Annotated in this window: 13 protein-coding genes; 2 read left to right on the top strand and 11 right to left on the bottom strand. The window is 62.0% G+C overall.

The window, feature by feature from the left end; translation table 11 throughout:
• Window positions 1-9: 9 nt before the first annotated feature.
• Both AC1D1M_RS03035 and AC1D1M_RS03030 read left to right on the top strand, forming a co-directional pair.
• Window positions 10-1,683, top strand: a complete 1,674-nt coding sequence (locus AC1D1M_RS03035; RefSeq protein ID WP_477774467.1) for a nitrite/sulfite reductase — start codon at window positions 10-12, stop codon at window positions 1,681-1,683.
• Window positions 1,680-2,159: a DUF934 domain-containing protein gene (locus tag AC1D1M_RS03030; RefSeq protein ID WP_477774466.1), complete on the top strand. Its 480-nt coding sequence runs from the start codon at window positions 1,680-1,682 to the stop codon at window positions 2,157-2,159. The genes AC1D1M_RS03035 and AC1D1M_RS03030 overlap by 4 nt, the downstream gene beginning before the upstream one ends.
• 121 nt (window positions 2,160-2,280) lie before the next feature.
• On the opposite strand, the gene AC1D1M_RS03025 is transcribed toward AC1D1M_RS03030, so the two are convergent.
• The 11 genes from AC1D1M_RS03025 to AC1D1M_RS02975 all read right to left on the bottom strand — a co-directional run bounded on the left by AC1D1M_RS03025 (window position 2,281) and on the right by AC1D1M_RS02975 (window position 17,717).
• Window positions 2,281-4,641: a tetratricopeptide repeat protein gene (locus AC1D1M_RS03025; protein WP_477774465.1), complete on the bottom strand. Its 2,361-nt coding sequence runs from the start codon at window positions 4,639-4,641 to the stop codon at window positions 2,281-2,283.
• Window positions 4,642-4,864: 223 nt separating this feature from the next.
• Window positions 4,865-7,378 carry a spermidine synthase gene (locus tag AC1D1M_RS03020; protein WP_477774464.1) on the bottom strand — a complete coding sequence of 838 codons (2,514 nt, stop codon included), beginning with the start codon at window positions 7,376-7,378 and terminating at the stop codon, window positions 4,865-4,867.
• Window positions 7,379-7,561: 183 nt separating this feature from the next.
• Complete coding sequence (locus tag AC1D1M_RS03015) at window positions 7,562-9,151, bottom strand: arylsulfatase (RefSeq protein WP_477774463.1); 1,590 nt, start codon at window positions 9,149-9,151, stop codon at window positions 7,562-7,564.
• 73 nt (window positions 9,152-9,224) lie between these two features.
• On the bottom strand, window positions 9,225-10,253 hold the full coding sequence (locus AC1D1M_RS03010; protein ID WP_477774462.1) for an HAD family hydrolase: 1,029 nt from the start codon (window positions 10,251-10,253) through the stop codon (window positions 9,225-9,227).
• On the bottom strand, window positions 10,250-11,695 hold the full coding sequence (locus AC1D1M_RS03005) for a BatD family protein (protein ID WP_477774461.1): 1,446 nt from the start codon (window positions 11,693-11,695) through the stop codon (window positions 10,250-10,252). The genes AC1D1M_RS03010 and AC1D1M_RS03005 overlap by 4 nt, the downstream gene beginning before the upstream one ends.
• Window positions 11,692-13,278, bottom strand: a complete 1,587-nt coding sequence (locus AC1D1M_RS03000; RefSeq protein WP_477774460.1) for a VWA domain-containing protein — start codon at window positions 13,276-13,278, stop codon at window positions 11,692-11,694. Before AC1D1M_RS03000 ends, AC1D1M_RS03005 begins: the two co-directional genes overlap by 4 nt.
• Window position 13,279: 1 nt before the next feature.
• The gene (locus AC1D1M_RS02995; protein WP_477774459.1) at window positions 13,280-14,272 is read right to left on the bottom strand and encodes a vWA domain-containing protein; all 993 of its coding nucleotides are present in this window, start codon (window positions 14,270-14,272) and stop codon (window positions 13,280-13,282) included.
• Window positions 14,259-14,852 (bottom strand): DUF4381 domain-containing protein, encoded by a 594-nt coding sequence (locus tag AC1D1M_RS02990; protein WP_477774458.1) that lies wholly within the window; start codon window positions 14,850-14,852, stop codon window positions 14,259-14,261. Before AC1D1M_RS02990 ends, AC1D1M_RS02995 begins: the two co-directional genes overlap by 14 nt.
• A complete protein-coding gene (locus AC1D1M_RS02985) occupies window positions 14,849-15,784 on the bottom strand; it encodes a DUF58 domain-containing protein (RefSeq protein WP_477774457.1) in 936 nt (311 codons plus the stop codon). Before AC1D1M_RS02985 ends, AC1D1M_RS02990 begins: the two co-directional genes overlap by 4 nt.
• Window positions 15,781-16,761: an AAA family ATPase gene (locus tag AC1D1M_RS02980; protein ID WP_477774456.1), complete on the bottom strand. Its 981-nt coding sequence runs from the start codon at window positions 16,759-16,761 to the stop codon at window positions 15,781-15,783. Before AC1D1M_RS02980 ends, AC1D1M_RS02985 begins: the two co-directional genes overlap by 4 nt.
• A gap of 8 nt (window positions 16,762-16,769) precedes the next feature.
• On the bottom strand, window positions 16,770-17,717 hold the full coding sequence (locus tag AC1D1M_RS02975) for a SphA family protein (protein ID WP_477774455.1): 948 nt from the start codon (window positions 17,715-17,717) through the stop codon (window positions 16,770-16,772).
• Window positions 17,718-17,726 lie beyond the last annotated feature (9 nt).

Below are 17,726 nucleotides of genomic sequence, written 5' to 3'. Positions count from 1 at the left end.
GAGGTAGCTATGTATCAATACGATGATTACGATCGGGCACTGGTGCTCGAACGGGTTGCGCAGTTTCGCGATCAGGTCGAGCGCTTCATGGCCGGTGAGCTGAACGAAGAAGAGTTCCTGCCGTTGCGCCTGCAGAACGGCCTGTACATGCAAAAGCACGCCTACATGCTGCGGGTGGCGATTCCCTACGGCACGCTGAGTGCCCGGCAGATGCGTACGTTGGCGAGCATCGCCCGGGATTACGATCGCGGCTATGGCCATTTCACCACCCGGCAGAACATGCAGTTCAACTGGATCGAACTGGCTCAGGTGCCGGACATCCTCGAACGCCTGGCCGAGGTGGAAATGCATGCGATCCAGACCTCCGGCAACTGCGTGCGCAACATCACCACCGAAGCCTTTGCCGGGGTTGCGGCCGACGAAATGATTGACCCGCGACCGTTGGCGGAAATTCTGCGGCAGTGGTCGACCATCAACCCGGAATTCCTGTTCCTGCCGCGCAAGTTCAAGATCGCCATCTGTTCGGCCGAGCAGGACCGCGCGGCGATCATGATGCATGACATCGGCCTTTATCTTTACCCAGGTTCCGACGGACACATGCTCCTGCGAGTCATGGTCGGCGGCGGCCTGGGGCGCACGCCGATCCTCGGCTTGCAGATCCGCGAAGGCTTGCCGTGGCAGCACCTGCTGTCTTACGTAGAGGCGGTGCTGCGGGTGTATAACCGCCATGGCCGGCGGGACAACAAGTACAAGGCGCGAATCAAGATTCTGGTCAAAGCCTTGGGCATCGAGGCCTTCGCCCGGGAAGTGGAGCAAGAGTGGCAGTACCTCAAGGACGGCCCGGCGCAACTGACCCTTGACGAGTTCGAGCGTGTGGCCAGTGCGTTCGTCGCACCGCCATATCGTGATCTGTCCGACACCCATCTCGATTTCGGCACGCACCTGGCCGAAAACCCGGCGTTCGCTCGTTGGGTGCAGCGTAATGTGCAGCCGCACAAAATATCGGGCTATGCCAGCGTGGTGTTGTCGACCAAGCCCGGCAGCGCTGCGCCACCGGGCGATGTCACTACCGGACAGATGGAGGCGGTGGCCGAGTGGTCCGAACGCTTCGGCTTCGGTGAAATCCGCATTGCCCATGAGCAGAATATCGTCCTTCCTGACGTGTCCAAGGCCGATCTGTTCACCCTGTGGCACCTGGCCTGCGGACACAATCTGGGCAGTGCCAACGCCGGATTGCTCACCGACATCATCGCCTGCCCCGGTGGCGACTTCTGCGCGCTGGCCAACGCCAAGTCGATCCCCATCGCCAAGGCTATTGCCGCACGCTTCGAAGACCTCGACTACCTGCACGACCTGGGCGACATCAGCCTCAATATCTCCGGCTGCATGAATGCCTGCGGTCACCATCACATCGGCAACATCGGCATTCTGGGGGTCGATAAGAACGGCGCCGAGTGGTACCAGATCACCCTCGGCGGCGCCCAGGGCAAGCACAGCGCGTTGGGCAAGGTCATTGGCCCGTCCTTCAGCGCCGCCGAAGTGCCCGAGGTGATCGAGCGCATCATCGACACCTTCGTGCGTTATCGCGAGAGCGAAGAACTGTTCGTCGACGCCTTCCAACGGATCGGGCTGGAGCCGTTCAAGGAGGCGGTATATGCGAAAGTGCTGGAGGTGTCGGCATGAACAATCTGTTGCGGCTGGAAGAGGGCATGGCGCGGATTGTCGCGGATGATCCGTGGACGCTCGTGCGCGACCCGCAAGCACCGCTGCCCGTGGGTGCCGCGATTCTGCCGCTGAGCCGTTGGCTGGAAAACCCGTCGCAAAGCGGCGTGTGGCTGGGGCCGGACGATGAAGTGGAAAGCCTTCAGCCATGGTTTGCCCAACTGCCCTTGATCGCCCTGGATTTTCCGAGCTTTCGCGATGGCCGCGGGTACAGCCAGGCGTATCTGCTGCGCACGCGATTGGGCTGGGCCGGCGAGTTGCGCGCCATCGGCGATGTCTTGCGCGATCAACTCAGCCACATGCGCCAATGCGGTTTCGACAGCTTTGCCGTGCGTGAAGACAAATCCGCAGAAGATGCATTGAAGGGATTGGCGGGGATGAGCGTGTTGTACGGGCGTTCGGTGATTGAGCCGCGGCCGTTGTTCAGGCGCCGCTGAATTCGGTCCCTGCAGGAGCGAGCTTGCTCGCGATGGACGTCAACGAAAACGCGATTTTTTTGGATAAACGCGTCGCCTGTAACGCCATCGCGAGCAAGCTCGTTCCTACAAGAATTTCCCGTCACTTCAACGCCGGATCCCCCATGTTCATTTTCTTCCAGCCCTGCAACAGCACTTGCGCCTTGGGTTCCTGGCCGTTGTCCAGGTAGTACTGGATCAGCGACAGCCGTGCATTGCGGTTGGCCGGTTGCTCTTTCAACAACCGTTCAAGTTCTGCGCACGCCTCGTCAATTTTTCCGCTGTCATGCAGGGCCACCGCCAGCACATAGCCGAACTGTCCGCTCTGTGGCTCCAGTTGCGCGGCCTTGCGCAGGTACGGCATGGCTTGAGCGGCCTGGCCCGCACGAATCAGCGCGAGGCCCTGGGTGTGTTGCAGCAGGCCCGAGTCGGGGTGGTCCTTGAGGCTTTGCGCCAGCAGGGCATGGCCCTCCTGACTGCGACCGTTGGCCTCCAGCCATTGCACCAGGGTGACCAGCGCCGGGTAGAAGTCCGGATCGCGCTGCAGGGCGGTACGCAGCAAACCTTCGACATCTGCGCTGCGGCCGCTGGCCTGATACAGCATCGCGAGGTTGAGGTTCGCTTCGGCGCGTTCGAACAGGTTTTTCTGGACCGTCTCGTATTCGGAGATGGCGGCATTCCAGCTGTCCTGAGCCGTGCCCAGGCCGTTACGCGCCACACTGAGCAAATCCCGCGCGGCGGCGATGCGCACGGCTCTCACCGGGTCATTCAATAACGGTGTCAGCAGTGGCGCGCGTTCCGGTGGCGGCAGGAATGCGCTGATCGCGCGGATGGCACTCTCACGGACTTGCGGCGCCGGGTTGCCCAGGTCCTTGGTGGCCAGTTTCAACGCCTGTTCGCTCGGGTACGCCGGCAGCTCGGCCAGCAGCGTCGTCCGTTGAATCGCCGGCAGATTGCTGCGTTGCAATTGCTCGAACAGCGCCTGCGCCGCGCCCGGTTGACCGTTGCGGATCAGCCACAGGCTTTCGTCGTAACGGGGGGCTTGTACTGCGCTGGCGTTGGCGGTGTTCCACAGCTTGAACTGCTCGGTGATCTTGTCGCCGGCCTTGCCCTGGTGGCAGGTCAGGCAGGCGTCCGGCGTCCCCAGTTTTTTCGCTCGCTCAGGGTTGGGAATGCTGAAACTGTGGTCATGCCGCAAGTCATTGCCCATGTAGAACTTGCCGGGCATGTGGCAATCCACGCACTGCGAACCCGGTTGGCCCATGGTGTGGCGAGTGTGTTCGATGGAATCGTAGTTTTTCGCTTGCAGGCCCTTGCCATCGACGCCTTCCACGGTAGTTTTGCCGGCGGTGTTATGGCATTGCAGGCACACACCGTTGCCTGGCGCTTTCAATTGAGTGCTGTGGGGGTTGTGGCAGTTGCTGCAACGCACGCCCTTGTCGAACATTTTGCTCTGGGCAAAGGAGCCGTGTTCGAACACCTCGTCCTTGATCTTGCCGTCCAGCGCGTACAACTCTCGGGTCAGGGCGCTCGGCAGGTAGTCGTCCATCAGCCGTTTGCCGACCGTATAACCGTCGTCCAGCGGCGCGCGGCGCGAGTGGCAGCGGGCGCAGGTCTCGATTTCGACAGTGGCGTTCTTGTCCTTGAGGTCGACGGCAAAGCCGGCATGGATCAGGTCGGATTTCTTCGCGGTCCATTCCAGGTGACTGGACGCCGGGCCATGGCAGGCCTGGCAGCCGACACCGAGGCTGTTCCAGTGGCTGTCGAAGGTGTTTTTCGCCGCATCGAAATTGCGCTTGTAACCGGTGGTGTGGCACTCGACGCACATGAAGTTGGCGTTCTGGCTCGGTTTGCTCCAGTGCAGCGGGTTCTTGAAGTTCACACCCTGGCCCGGATACAGGTGAAACCAGCGGTGCTTCTCGGTATCCCAGGCTACGCCGAGGGCCTGCAAGCGGCCTTTGCCGACCTCGATCAGGTATTGCTGCAAGGGGGCGATGCCAAAAGCATAGGCCACCTTGAAGTCGGCATTCTTGCCGTCGGCGCCGGGGGTGTTGACCCAGAATTCGTCGCCTTTGCGCGAGAACACCGTGGTCTCTTTTTCGGCCTTGAAGGTGACGTTGTTGAAGTCGCCGAGCAGGGTGGCGGCGTTGGCTTCCTGCATCGCCAACTGGTGATGGGAGCCTTGCCAGTCCTTGACCTGCTCGCCGTGGCAGCCCTGGCATTGTTGCTCGTCGACCATTTTCGCCGGTGCGACAGCGACCGGTTGCGGTTTGGCCGGTTCGACCACAGGGGCGCTGGCAGGGGCTGGCTTGAGCGGTGTCGGTGTACTGCTCAGCAAAAACCAGCCAATACCCGCCACGGTCAACAGCAGGATGCCGATGGTGACGGGGAAGAGGTAACGGTTGATCAGGGTCGGTTGCGAATCAGGGTTTGGGGTTGCAGCTTTATTTTTATGTTTCGGCATTACGACTTCCATGGTCCAGGTGCGATTGCCGTCAGGGCGCGTTCAGGCTGGGTGCAGCTTTGCCGGATGGCCGGCGTGTGTCAAATAACGGATGCTGTGAAGCGGATGCCCCCATCGCGAGCAAGCTCGCTCCCACAGGGTTTATGTCGTGCCCAAATGTAGTGATCGACACCGAACCTGTGGGAGCGAGCTTGCTCGCGATGGCGATCTATCAGGCACCAAATTACTCCCCTACAAACCACCGGTAATACGGATTCCCCGCATCTCCGCGCATCACCTCGCGCATATCCCTGGCCCAGGCCTCACGTTCGCCGTCATACGCATACAGGCTCGCGCGATAGAACTGCATCAGGCGTTGTTGCTGGGTGTTCATGCGCTCGATGAACCCTGCGTCGGCGTTCAGCAGTGCTGGCGGCTGATACAGGTCAAGCAGGGCTGGCAGTACTCGACTGATCTCTTTTGACCGAACCCAGGGCGCGTACTCGATGCGCGGTTGATCGTCCGTCACCGGCTGCGCGTCGGCGGCGAAGCGCTCAAGCCCCGCACGGTCAGTCACCCAGGTGGCGAGCAACGCTGCGGCCGAACCGATGCCCACATCCTGCAAGGTGCTGCGCACGCTGTCGTGCTGGAAGCGCGTGTTGATCTTCGCCGCATCCAGCTCAATCGGCTCCATCGAACCCACCAGCAGCATCTCGTGGAACTCGCTGGTCCACAGGGTCGCGTAAGGGAACACATCGAGGAAGCTGCGCACCAGTGAGCGCGAGTCGTCGATGTTCTGCGTCGGCAGCGGCAGCCATTGGGCGACCAGGCCTTGTTTATGCAAACGGCTGGCGGCCAGTTGGTAGAAGTCCCGGGAATACAGGTTGACCACGCCGGCAGCGGAGGGCGGCGGCGGTTCTAGGGTGATCAGGTCGTAGCGCTGCGGATTGCGCAGCAGTTCCTGGCGACCGTCACGCAAGCGCACATCGACCCCCGGATCGGCCGCGGCATTGAAATTGCCCTTGAACAACGGCGCCGCCTTGACCACCGACGGCAGCAGCTCGGCGACCACGCGATGTTCCAGGCCGGGGTAGCGGGTCAGGGCACCGGCGGTGATGCCGGTGCCGAAGCCGATCACCAGCGCCGAGCGCGGCTCACCGTTGTGGATCAACAGGGGCAGCAGCGCCTGGATCCGCATGTAGCGCAGGGACGGCATGGCGTCCCCGGTATTGGACACGCCCTGAATGTACAAACGCTGGAACGCTCTGTCGCCCTTGCCCTGAGAAACCACGGCGACGGTGCCGCCACGGCCTTCTTCATAGAACGTCAACGTGCCATTGCGCGCCCCCGGCAGCAGGCTGGCGAGCTTGTTGACCGGCGTAAACACGACGAGTGCCAGGGACACCAGGCCGATGGCGACCACCGCCTGGCGCCGGCCTTTCTTGACTCCATGCCCCTTGCGCACGGCGAAGCAGGCGATACCGGCAGCGATAATCGCCAACAGACCCAGGGTCCGCACCAGTCCCAGCATCGGGATCAGGACAAAACCACAGAGCATTACGCCGATAATGCCGCCAAGGGTATTGAATGCGACGACTTCGCCGACATGGCGCCCGACCTGTTCTCGGCCAACGCTCAATCGCAGGGCCAACGGAAATGCCGCGCCCAACAGCAAGGTCGGTACAAACACGATGCTCAAGGCGGCCACGGCAAACCGCGTGCTCATGCCCGCCAGTTCACTACCGCCCAATGCCAACACCCAGCTTTCCGCCAGGGTTTGCGCAAGCACCAGCCAGCGTCCGAGCAAGGCCACTTCCAGCAGGGCAACGGCCCCGGCCCCGGCGATCAACAAACCGAACACACCCCAGGGATCGCGCAGGCGATCGACCCGACGGGCCAGCAGCATGCTGCCCAGAAACAGCCCGGTGAGGTACGTCGCCAACACCACGGCGAAGGCATAGGTGCGGGTGCTCATGAACTGCACGATCGATTGCGACCACACCACTTCGTAGCCCAGGGCCACACCGCCGGCAATGGAGTACAGCCACAGGGCCAGGCGATCGGGGGCTTTTTCAGTGTGATGTTTCACCGGGGCATCGACGGGTGCCACGCGCTGGCGCTGGAACCACAAGGCCCCGGCGGCGGCCAGCAGGTTCAGCATGGCGGCGGCCAGCGCGCTGCCGCGCACGCCGAGGGTGGCAATCAGCAAGAACGCGGCGAGCAGGGTGCCGGCGATGGCCCCGGCGGTGTTCGCTGCATACAGCTGACCACCGGCCTTGCCCAGGTGTTGTGGGTCGCTGGCCAATGAACGAACCAGCACCGGCAGGGTGCCGCCCATCAACAGCGCGGGAATACCCACCAGCGCGAACGGCAGTACCCAGGCCAGCAAACCGACGTGTTCTTCCAGCCAGGCAAACGGGCTGGCCGCCAGGCTCATGGCGAAGGTCGCACCGACCCCGAGCACGGCCACCAGCACTTCCAGCCCGGCGTACAGCAGCACCGGTTGTTGCATCCGATCCGCCCAGCGCCCGAACAGCAAGCCGCCCAAGGCCAGCCCGGCGAAAAACGCGCTGATTCCGGTGGTGATGGCGTAGACCTCCACGCCTACCACCAACGACAGTTGCTTGATCCACAGCACCTGATACACCAGCGCCGCGGCACCGGAGACGAACAGCAACAGGGCGGGGATCAATAACGCCGGGGAGGCGACTTGAGGGGCAGGTATGGCCGACGACTTGCTGGCGACACGTGAGGTCATTGCGGATTGCCTTGTTCCAATTCGAAATAGCCTGTGACCGCACCGGCCCTTCGCGAGCAGGCTCGCTCCCACATTTGGAATGCAGCCCCTGTGAGAGCGAGCCAGCTCGCGAATGAAGTCGATGCGGTCTCAGATCGAAAATAAGTCCGCTCGCCAATGAAGGCGAGCGGCGGTCCAGCGGTCTTACTGTGCAGCTTGTTGCGCTTTCATTTTTTCAGCGATTTTGGCGTCTACCGCAGCACGGATCTGGTCAACGCTGAAGCTGGCCGGTTTCTGGCTTGGCGGGTATTCGATAAAGGTCTGGAGGAACACCGCCGCTTTGCCGGTGGCGACTGCCGCCAGATAAACGTTTTTGGTTACCCAATCGTAATACTGGTCGGACACCACGTCGGCGCGTTCATACGGGTCCATCCTCAGGTTGAGGATTTTTGGCACCCGCAGGCACACAAACGGCTCACTCCACACCTTGAAACCACCGGGTTCGCGTTGTTCACAGAACACCGCTTTCCAGTTGTCGAAGCGCATCGATACCAGCATGCCGTCGTCGTTGAAGTAGTAGAACTCCTTGCGCTCGCCTTTAGGCTGTTGGCCGGTCAGGTAAGGCATTTGGTTGTAGCCGTCCAGGTGAACCTTGAAATTGCTGCCGCCAGACGTTGGAGCCCAGCCCTTGAGCAGTTTGTCCTTCACCTCGGCATCACCTGCGGCCGCGAGCAAGGTCGGGAACCAGTCCAGGCCCGAGAACATCTCGTTGGACACTTCACCCGGCTTGATCTTGCCTGGCCAGCGGATCATCGCCGGAACCCGGTAGGCACCTTCCCAGTTGGAGTTTTTCTCGTTACGGAACGGCGTGGTCGCCGCGTCCGGCCAGGAGAACTGGTTCGGGCCGTTGTCGGTGGTGTAGACGACGATGGTGTTGTCAGTGATTTTCAGGTCGTCGAGGGTTTTCAGCAGTTTGCCGACGTCACCGTCGTGCTCGAGCATGCCGTCGGCATAATCGTTGCCGGGCATGCCGCTCTGGCCCTTCATCGATTCGCGCACGTGGGTGAACAAGTGCATGCGCGTGGTGTTCATCCAGACGAAGAACGGTTTGTCCGCCTTGGCCTGTTTCTCGATGAACGCTTGCGCGGCGGCGGTGGTTTCGTCGTCGATGGTTTCCATGCGCTTGGTGGTCAGCGCACCGGTGTCTTCGATCTTGCCGTCGGCGAAGCTGTGAATCACGCCACGAGGGGCATAGGACTTGAGAAACGCGGGGTCATCCTTGGGCCAGTACGGACGTTCGGGTTCTTCTTCAGCGTTGAGGTGGTACAGGTTGCCGAAGAACTCGTCGAAACCGTGGTTGGTCGGCAAGTATTCGTCCTTGTCGCCCAAGTGGTTCTTGCCGAATTGGCCGGTGGCGTAGCCCTGGGACTTGAGGGCCTGGGCGATGGTGATGTCGCGTTTTTGCAGACCGACCGGCGCTCCCGGCGCGCCGACTTTCGACAGCCCGGTACGCAGTGGCGTCTGCCCGGTGATGAACGACGAGCGCCCGGCGGTGCAGCTGTTCTCCGCATAGTAGTCGGTGAACATCATGCCTTCTTTGGCGATGCGGTCGATGTTCGGAGTCTTGTAGCCGACCACACCCATGGAATAGGCACTGATGTTGGTCTGGCCGATATCGTCGCCGAAGATCACGAGAATGTTGGGTTTTTCGGCAGCCCCGGCAGTTGCCGAAATGGCCATGACCGACGCTGCCACAAAGGCGAGTTTCGGTATCCACTTACGTATGCGAGTCATCTGACTGGCTCCTTATGCTCACTTGCGTCGCGTACTGCGACAAACGTTTATTGCAGTCCTGCATTACGTCTTTTTATTGCGCTTGCTCAGGTGTGGCGGCGTCGAACGGATAGATCCGGCGCCATTCGGACGCCATGTCGACGACCGTCCAGCCACGTTTGTTTGCTTCGTCCAGGGCCTTGTCCAGACGACCGATCTGCGATTGCCGGTCGTAAGCCCATTCGCGTTTGGCGTCGGTGTGATGCACCAGGCCCATAAAGCGTTTGCCGGGGCCGGCGGCGGTCCACTGGAGCATTTGCAGGTCACCGTCGGAGTTGCCGAAGGCGAGGATTGGCCGGCGTCCGATCACGGCATCGATGCTTTCCGGCTTGCCCGGGCCGTCGTCGTTGTGGGCCAGTTTTGGCGTGCGCAGGATCGACGCTTGGCCGTCCTTGAACTGATACGCGGTGATGAAGGTGGTGCCGATCACTTGTTCTGGCGGGATGCCATAGACCTTCTCGGCGAAAGCGCGCATGAACCCCGTGTCGCCACCGGAAACGATGTAGGTCTTGAAATCCTGGCCGCGCAGGTAGTCGAGCATCTCCAGCATCGGCTGGAAAATCATCTCGGTGTACGGCTTGCCGGTTTTCGGATGGCGGGCCTGGCTCAGCCAGGTTTTGGCGTAGTCATCGAAGGCTTCGGTGGTCATGCCGCTGTGGGTCGCCGCGAAAATCTTCAGCAGGCCCTCCATGCCGGTAGCGGCCAGGGCCTTGTGATCGTTTTCCAGTACAGCCTGGAACGGCTGGGTGGTTTTCCATTCAGGGTGCTGCGGCGCGGTACGTTTGACTTCGTCCAGGGCAAACAGCAACTCGAAGTACATCGGTTGCTCGCTCCACAAGGTGCCGTCGTTATCGAACACGGCAATGCGCTCCTCGGGTTTGACGAAGTCCTTGCTGTTTTGATCGGTGACCGCCTGCACGAACTCGATGATCTGCTTCTTCGACGGGCCGTCGTTCCAGGAGGGCAACGGCTCGGCCGCCTGCACCAGCAGCGGCAGGCTCAAGGCAAAGGTCAGCAGGAAACTGAATGCGCGATGATGGCGCAGCGATATCAAGTTCGTCATTGGAAGTCCTTCTCGTGAACGGGGTTGAGCGGGTGCAGTGCAGACGCGACTGATTCCCTGTTGCGCTCGGCCTGACTATGCAGCGTAGACAAGGATTCCGTGATTTGGCGCAGCGCCTGATCTTTGTCCGGTTCACGGCCGTAACAGGTCCGCAGGAACGTTTGCAGGCGCGGGCCGAGGTTGTTCAGTTTCAGGCCGCGGCGACTGCGCCGGGTCCACAGATACAGGGCGCTCAATTGCGCCGGTTTGCCCTCGATTTGCGCCGGAATCTGCCGCCACGCGTAGTCGGCGGATTCGAGCCAGGCGGCGTGTCGGGCGCGGCGTCGGGCTTGCCAGTTGAGGTACGCGCGATGTACGAGCGGGCGGGTGAACCAGCCGAGTGCCGCCAGCGCCAGTACCAGTGCCAATAGTCCGAACCAATGCCCGGAAAGGTGCAGGCGATTCTGCTGGCCGAGTTTTTTCAGGTCCTCGGTGATTGAAAACACCGGCTTGTAGGCGCTGTTGGCCGCCGCGTCGAAGGTCACGGCAGGCACCGTGGCCGTGCGGGTTTTCTGGCTGCTGGCATCCCACCATTTCAGTTCGACGGATGGCAGGGTGTAGTGGCCTTCCTGGTCGATTCGGTAGGTCACGCTGTCGATGCGCTGGCCACCGGTAAAGCCGCCACGGCCGTCTGACAGATTGCCGACCTGCGCAGTTTTCGGGTAGCGGCTCAGGCCCTTGATGTCGTCCAGCGTCGGTGTCGGTAGTGACATGGCCAGGGCACCGTCGGCCTGCAAGGTCAGTTCCCGGGTGATGCTGTCGCCGACCTTCAGCGGTGTGGCCGAATTGACGGTCTTCTGGGTAAACCGCAGTCCTTGAGCCACCAGCACCGCCTCACCGGGCTGGAACCCTGGTGGTTGCGCGGCGTTGAAATGCAAAGGCTGGCTCCGGGCGCTGAGTTCGTGGCTGGCCTGACCCGGTGTGGCTTGTACCGTCAGTGCCGGAATGTCGAAGCCCTGGGCCAGGTTCGGGGTGATCAGGTAGCTGTAGCGCATGCCGCTGAAGGATTGGCCGTCGAAGGTCTGGTTGATGTGCTGGGCATGGCCGTCCGGTGGCATCACCAATGCGCCGGGCAGCTTCAGGTCGGGCAGGGTGGGGGCGCTGGTGAACCAGGAGTCGGTGAAGACATCGAGTTGCAACTCGACCAGGCTGCCGACCATGACTGGGTCGGCGGGTTGCAGGCTGGCGCTGACTCTCAGTTCCGGTTCATTGCCCCAAGCTGCGAGGCTAGTCAGGCATAGGAGCAGGGTGCCAATTGCTGCGGTGGCTGATCTGACGCCATCGCGGGCAAGCCCGCTCCCACAGTTGATTGAAGTGATTCCCACATTTTGTGCGCGACATAAAGCCCCTGTGGGAGCGGGCTTGCCCGCGATGGCGGCGACTCGGTCTTGAAGGTAGCTCATGGCTTGGCCCCCGCCTGATCCTGCAAGCTGAACTTCTGCTTGAGGAATTTCGCCGGCGATGTGGTCAGGTTCTGCAACCATTGCTCATCCGAGGCCGCCTGCCGGGTCTCCACCTTTTTGCTTTGGCCTTTACCCGGCGCCTTGTCCATTTTGATTTCGTCGGGTTTGACCTCCGGCGTGTTTTTCTCGGCGCTTTCGGTGTCTTTCTGCAAGGCAATGGCCAGGGCCAGGTTGGCCGTGGCTTCGGGGAACTGCGGCTGCAACTTCAGGGCCTGGGTATAGGCCGCGATGGCCTGATCGAACTTGAACCGGCGCACGTAGATGTTGCCCAGGTAGAAATACGCCTGCGGTGTATTGAGCCGCGCGAAGCTGGCCAGTGCCAGGTCGAAATCGGCTGCGTTGTAGGCGGCAACGCCTTTCCAGTACGGATCGACAAACAGCGCCGCCGCCTGAGGGAAGTGCTGATGCTCGAAGGCCCAGCGACCTTGCTGGTCGCGGGTGAAAAAGGCATCGGTCAGCGCGTTGGCCTGTGCCGGCGCCGGTTGCAGGCCCAGGCCCAGTCCTACCGCCAGCAGAAAACCGGCCATCCAGTTCAAACTCCAGCCCTTGCGGACGCTGTAGAAGGCGATCAACAACAGCGGCCAGCACAGCCAGTAACCGGCGTCCTTCCAGCGCAATTCACGCTGCTCGTCACTGGCTGATTGAAAGTGTTGCTCGGCGTGCAGTTCGATCCAGTCCAGATCGTCATCGTTAAGCGTCAGGCTGCCCAGCGGGGCATCCATCGTTGCTGCAAGCTGCTTGAGGGCGTTCTGATCGAAACTGCCGAGTTGCGGGCGACCGTTGCTGTCGATGAGAGGCTGGCCGGCGGCATCGTGGATGATCCCGCCGTCGGTGCTGCCAGCCGCCAATATCAGCACTTGCAGCGCACTGTCCGCCAGTTGCTTGTCCAGCCCGGCCAGTGCCGAGGTGTCGGCGCCATCGGTGATCAGCAGCAGGGTGCCAGGGGTTTTCTCGGCGGCGAGCAGGCGCTTGGCCTGATCGATGACCGCGCTGACATTTTTTCCCGGTTTGTTGATCAGGTCGGTGCTCAGGGCCTGAATGAACGTATCGAGCAGCGCCGGGTCGTCGGTGGCGGGCAACACCAGATGCGCGCTGCCGGCATAGGCAATCAAGGCGTTGCGCGAACCGGTACGGCGTTGGATCAGGTCGTGGAGTTTGTGCTTGACCGCTTCCAGGCGACTGGGGGGAACATCGCTGGCGTCCATCGACGGAGAAAGGTCGACGGCAATGATCAGCGGCGCGCGGTTTTCCAGAAAATCCGGCCGATCCTGTTCCCAGGTCGGCCCGGCGGCGGCGATAGCACCCAGTACCAGCAGCGCACACACCAGATGCACCGGACGCAGGCGCTGGTGGTCTTGCGGGGTGATCAGCAGATGCGGCAACAGGTGCGCGGCGATGTTGCTGCGCAGGCGCCGTTGCAGGTCCCGATTGCGCCGCCACAGCAGCGGCAGCAGTGCGCCGAAGATCGCGAGCAACAGCCACAGTGGGCGCAGGAAATGGAAGTCGCTGAGGTTGATGTCCATCTCAGGCCTCCTGCCGTTGGCGCGCGAGCATCAGGCGAGGAAGCAGCAGGGCGCCCAGGTGATAAATCGCCAGCAGGACCATGGCAGCACCCAGCGGCCACCAGAACAGATCGCGTTTGGGCTGGTGGCTGAGGGTTTTCACCTGATGCGCAGTGAGTTTGTCGAGGGTGCTGTAGACCTGATCCAGGGCGTTGCGGTCTTCGGCGCGGAAGAAGCGTCCACCCGTGGCTTGGGCAATCTCCTGCAAGCCTTGCAGGTTGACCTTGGCTTCGCCCTCGGCATTCGGGTCGCCGATGCCGATGGTGTGAATCACCACGCCTTTGGCCGCGGCCATGGCGGCCGCGTGATCCGGGGTGATGGCGCTGCTGGTGTCATTGCCGTCGGTGAGCAGGATCAGGACTTTTTCCTGCTCGCGGGCCTGGTCCAGCAGTTTCAGGCTCAGGCCGATGGCGTCGCCGATGGCCGTGTTGGGGCCGGCCATGCCGATGCCGGTGTCGTCCAGCAGCAGTGACAGGCTGGCGTGGTCGAGGGTCAACGGCGCCTGCGGATAAGCGCCGGTGCCAAACACGATCAGTCCGATTCGATCGTCTTTACGTTTGTCGATGAACCCGTGCACCACTTCCTTGACCGCGGCCAGGCGATTTATTTTCTGGCCATTGGCGTCGGTGAAATCGGTGGTTTCCATCGACTGGGAAATGTCGATGGCCAGCATCAGGTCGCGCACCGGTTGCTGGCGTTCGATGGGCTTTTCCACGAACACCGGCCGGCTCGCCGCCATCAGCAGCAGCGTCCAGACCAGCAGGTTCAGAAGCAATTGCCAGCGGTTGCTGCGGGTGCCGGCTTGGCTCGGTGCCTGGCCGACAGCACGGCTCATCGCCCCGAAAAACGGTACTCGCACGGCACTTCGCGCCTCACGGTAATCGGGCAGGTAGCGATAGGCGAGCCACGGCAGCGGCAGCAGGATCAACAGCCAGGGGTAATCAAGCTGCCACATGATGACGCTCCACCCAGGTTTTGCAGGTGCTGAACAGCTGCTGGCGCTGCTCGGTGGGCATGGCCCGTAATGTCGCGTCGGGGGCGTAGGCCAGCAGCGACAGTTGTTGGCTGAGGTCGGCGGGTAGGGGCTGTTTACTGTGCCGCTGTAAAAACGCCTGCCAGTCCTCTTTCCCCAACGCCGCAGGAGATCCCTGTGGGAGCGAGCTTGCTCGCGATGAGGCCGTTACATTCAAAGGTGGTGTCGACTGACCTGACGCCATCGCGAGCAAGCTCGCTCCCACAGGTTTTGTGTTCCAACCAGAGGGCATTGAAAGGGCCACGCGCTTGAGCAGCCCCGGAAGCTCGCGCAACGCACTCAGGTCATTGCTGCGTTGCTGTAATTCTTCCAGCCGCAGTAATGCCTCGCGCCGATAACGATCGCGCCGCCATTGCCAGTAGCGCCGCGCGCCGGTCAGGACCAGCGTTACGATCAACAGTGCCAGCAACGCCCACCAACCCCAGGTTTGCGGTGCATAACTGATCGGTGCCGGCAGTGCCATTTCCTTGAGTTGATCGATGCTCGGGATAGCGGGATTCATCGGCGTCCCCCGGCGAGCTTGCCCAGTTCGGCGCGCAGTTGTTCCTGGGCCTCTGTGGCGGTGCTGAACATCATCAATGGCACCTGGCTGCGGCGTAGCAAGGTAGCGACATCCTTGAGCCGGCCGCTGAGAAAATCACCGAGTGGCTGATGCACCTGGCGTCGTTCCACCGCCAGTTCCACCTGCAATTGCCCTTGGGTGATCAGCAAGCGACCGTTTTTCGGCAGGTTGAGCGCCAACGGGTCATAAACCTGCATGGCAATCACATCGTTATGGGCCGCCAGTTGCCGCATCAATTGCAAGGTGCGTTCGCCGGCCCCGGCGAAGTCGCTGACGATGCAGATCAGGTGATCGTGACCGGCCACGGCCAGGCAGTGCTGCAGGACCTTGTCGAGCTGGTCTTCGCCTTCGGCGTCCGGGTTGGCGGCATTAAGTGCCTGGTTCTGTTGGGCGATGCGGCTGCACAGCGCTTCGATCCGTTTGCGGCTGCGCAGCGGGGCGATGCTGTCGATGCGTTGATCGTTGAACACCAGTCCACCGACGCGGTCGCCGGCGTTGAACACCATCCACGCCGCCAGGGCACCAAGCTCGGCGGCGACGGCGGATTTGAAGCTGCGTTGCGAGCCAAAGAACATCGACATGCGCTGGTCAACGAGGATCAGTGCCGGGCGGTCGCGCTCTTCGGTGAATGTCCGCACCACCGGTTTGCCGGTGCGCAGTGAGGCGCGCCAGTCGAGGTGACGCAAATCGTCTCCCGGTTGATAGCGGCGCAGTTCATCGAAATTCAAGCCACGGCCACGCAAACGCGAGGCGTGGTTGCCGGCCAGGATGCTGCCTTGGGGCTGACGCGCCAGAAAACTCAGGTCACAGGCCTTGAACTCCAGGGCCATCAATTGCGCCAGAGAGACATACACCAGGCCATCGATGTTCACGCGGGAATCGCCACTTTATCAAGCAGACGGTCGAGCACCTGATCGGCGCTCACGCCATCGGCCACCGCGTCGTAGCTCAGTTGCAGACGATGGCGCAGCACCGGGTGCACCACGGCGCGGACGTTGTCCGGAGAAACGAAATCCTGGCCCTGCAACCAGGCGTCAGCCCGGGCACAACGGTCCAGGCCGATGCCGCCACGGGGGCTGGCGCCGAGGCTGATCCAGCGTCCGAGGTCGGCGTCGTAATCGGCCGGGTGGCGAGTGGCGTTGATCAGGTCGATCAGGTAGCGGTCGATGGCCGGGGATACATGCACGGCACTGACTTCGCGGCGCGCGGCGAACACCACGTCCTGAGACAAAGAGAAGCCCTGCACGGCAGCCGTCTTGGCGCCAAGCGCCTGTTCTTCTTCGCGCAGCAGGCGCAGCACCTGGCTTTCGTTTTCCGCGCTCGGGTAATCGAGCAGTACTTTCATCAGAAAGCGGTCCATCTGCGCTTCCGGCAGCGGATAGGTGCCTTCCTGTTCGATCGGGTTCTGGGTCGCGACCACGATGAACAGTTCGGGCAATGCGTGACTATTGCCGGCCACGGTGATCTGGCGTTCTTCCATGGCTTCGAGCAACGCCGCCTGGACCTTGGCCGGCGCACGGTTGATTTCGTCGGCGAGGATCAGGTTGCCGAACAGCGGGCCGGGCTGGAAGCGGATTTCGTTCTTGCCTTCGACCTGATGCAACACTTCGGCACCGGTGATGTCCGACGGCAGCAAGTCCGGGGTGAACTGGATGCGACTCATCTTCGCATCCAGGTGTTTGGCCAGTGACTTGACCGTGCGGGTCTTGGCCAGGCCGGGCAAGCTTTCCAGGAGCAGATGCCCGTTAGCCAGCAAGCCGACCAGCATTTGCCGAATCACCTGATCCTGACCGAGCACCGCTTCGGCGATGCTGGCTTGCAGGGCGTTGAGGTCGTTGAGTGCGCTCATGAGGTCTCCTAGAAAAACGCCAGGGTCATGTTGACGCTGAAACCATTGCCTTCAGGGCGGTTCTTGGTATCGAACTCCGGCACCCAGCGGGCATTGAAGTTGGCCTGGGCGTCGGCGAACTTGCCGGTCCAGCCCACTGTCGGGCCGGCACCCACGGAACGCCCGCGGAAGCCGCTGTCGGCGCCGGATCCCGAGTCATCGGTGACTTGCTGGATGTAACCGGCTGCGATACCGGCGTTCCATCCGTTGCCAAAGCCGTGGGTCCAAAGCACATCGAGGGTGTAGATGTTGCCGTTGCGATAATCGGTGGCGTCGTTCTCGGTGTAGAACTCCAGGCCGCTCGACAGCGTGAATTCGCCGCCCTTGCCGTCCAGATGAGTGAACGCGACGGTAGGCATGAAGGTGTAATTGTTCTGTCCGGGGTTGGCCAGGCGATCGTCGTTGTAGGCACCGGTCGGCACGTAGATCGGCAGCGAAAACGAGATGTGGTTGAGCTCGTCGAAGTGATAGCCGGCGGCAATCGGCGTCACCAGCATGTCGGCGAACTGGGTGCCGGTGTCCGAGGAGCCCAGGGTTCTGCCGCGAGGGCCGGTGATGCTCGCGGTGATGTCGGTGTACTGCACCGGCACGCCAATGGCCGAGGCGTAGTTCCAGCGACCCTTGCCGGTGTCCCAGACATGGGTGAAGTTGGCCATGGTGTAGGACACTTTCATGTCCAGCCCGGTACTCAGGGCACCGACGATCGGCACCTGGGCGTTGCCCTTGAGATCGCCGTCGTACCAGATGCTGGTCAGGGACATGACCCAACCCGGCTCCGGTGGCACGATCCCGGCGTTGGAAAACACTTGTTGACCGGTAATGGGGCGACCGACGCCACCCTCAGCCGCCAGTACCAACGGGCTGCCGCTGACCATGCACAGCGCCAACAGGGGGCGCACTACGAAAGGCCTGATCATGACTGACTC

The organism is Pseudomonas sp. P1_F7 (genome assembly GCF_056405655.1).
This window is presented reverse-complemented; position numbering and strand designations above follow the sequence as displayed.

Bases quoted from the DNA above. Each gene is read 5' to 3' on its own strand.
- AC1D1M_RS03035 (WP_477774467.1), top strand. From the start codon at position 10: ATGTATCAATACGATGATTACGATCGGGCACTGGTGCTCGAACGGGTT.
- AC1D1M_RS03030 (WP_477774466.1), top strand. From the start codon at position 1,680: ATGAACAATCTGTTGCGGCTGGAAGAGGGCATGGCGCGGATTGTCGCG.
- AC1D1M_RS03025 (WP_477774465.1), bottom strand. From the start codon at position 4,641: ATGCCGAAACATAAAAATAAAGCTGCAACCCCAAACCCTGATTCGCAA.
- AC1D1M_RS03020 (WP_477774464.1), bottom strand. From the start codon at position 7,378: ATGACCTCACGTGTCGCCAGCAAGTCGTCGGCCATACCTGCCCCTCAA.
- AC1D1M_RS03015 (WP_477774463.1), bottom strand. From the start codon at position 9,151: ATGACTCGCATACGTAAGTGGATACCGAAACTCGCCTTTGTGGCAGCG.
- AC1D1M_RS03010 (WP_477774462.1), bottom strand. From the start codon at position 10,253: ATGACGAACTTGATATCGCTGCGCCATCATCGCGCATTCAGTTTCCTG.
- AC1D1M_RS03005 (WP_477774461.1), bottom strand. From the start codon at position 11,695: ATGAGCTACCTTCAAGACCGAGTCGCCGCCATCGCGGGCAAGCCCGCT.
- AC1D1M_RS03000 (WP_477774460.1), bottom strand. From the start codon at position 13,278: ATGGACATCAACCTCAGCGACTTCCATTTCCTGCGCCCACTGTGGCTG.
- AC1D1M_RS02995 (WP_477774459.1), bottom strand. From the start codon at position 14,272: ATGTGGCAGCTTGATTACCCCTGGCTGTTGATCCTGCTGCCGCTGCCG.
- AC1D1M_RS02990 (WP_477774458.1), bottom strand. From the start codon at position 14,852: ATGAATCCCGCTATCCCGAGCATCGATCAACTCAAGGAAATGGCACTG.
- AC1D1M_RS02980 (WP_477774456.1), bottom strand. From the start codon at position 16,761: ATGAGCGCACTCAACGACCTCAACGCCCTGCAAGCCAGCATCGCCGAA.
- AC1D1M_RS02975 (WP_477774455.1), bottom strand. From the start codon at position 17,717: ATGATCAGGCCTTTCGTAGTGCGCCCCCTGTTGGCGCTGTGCATGGTC.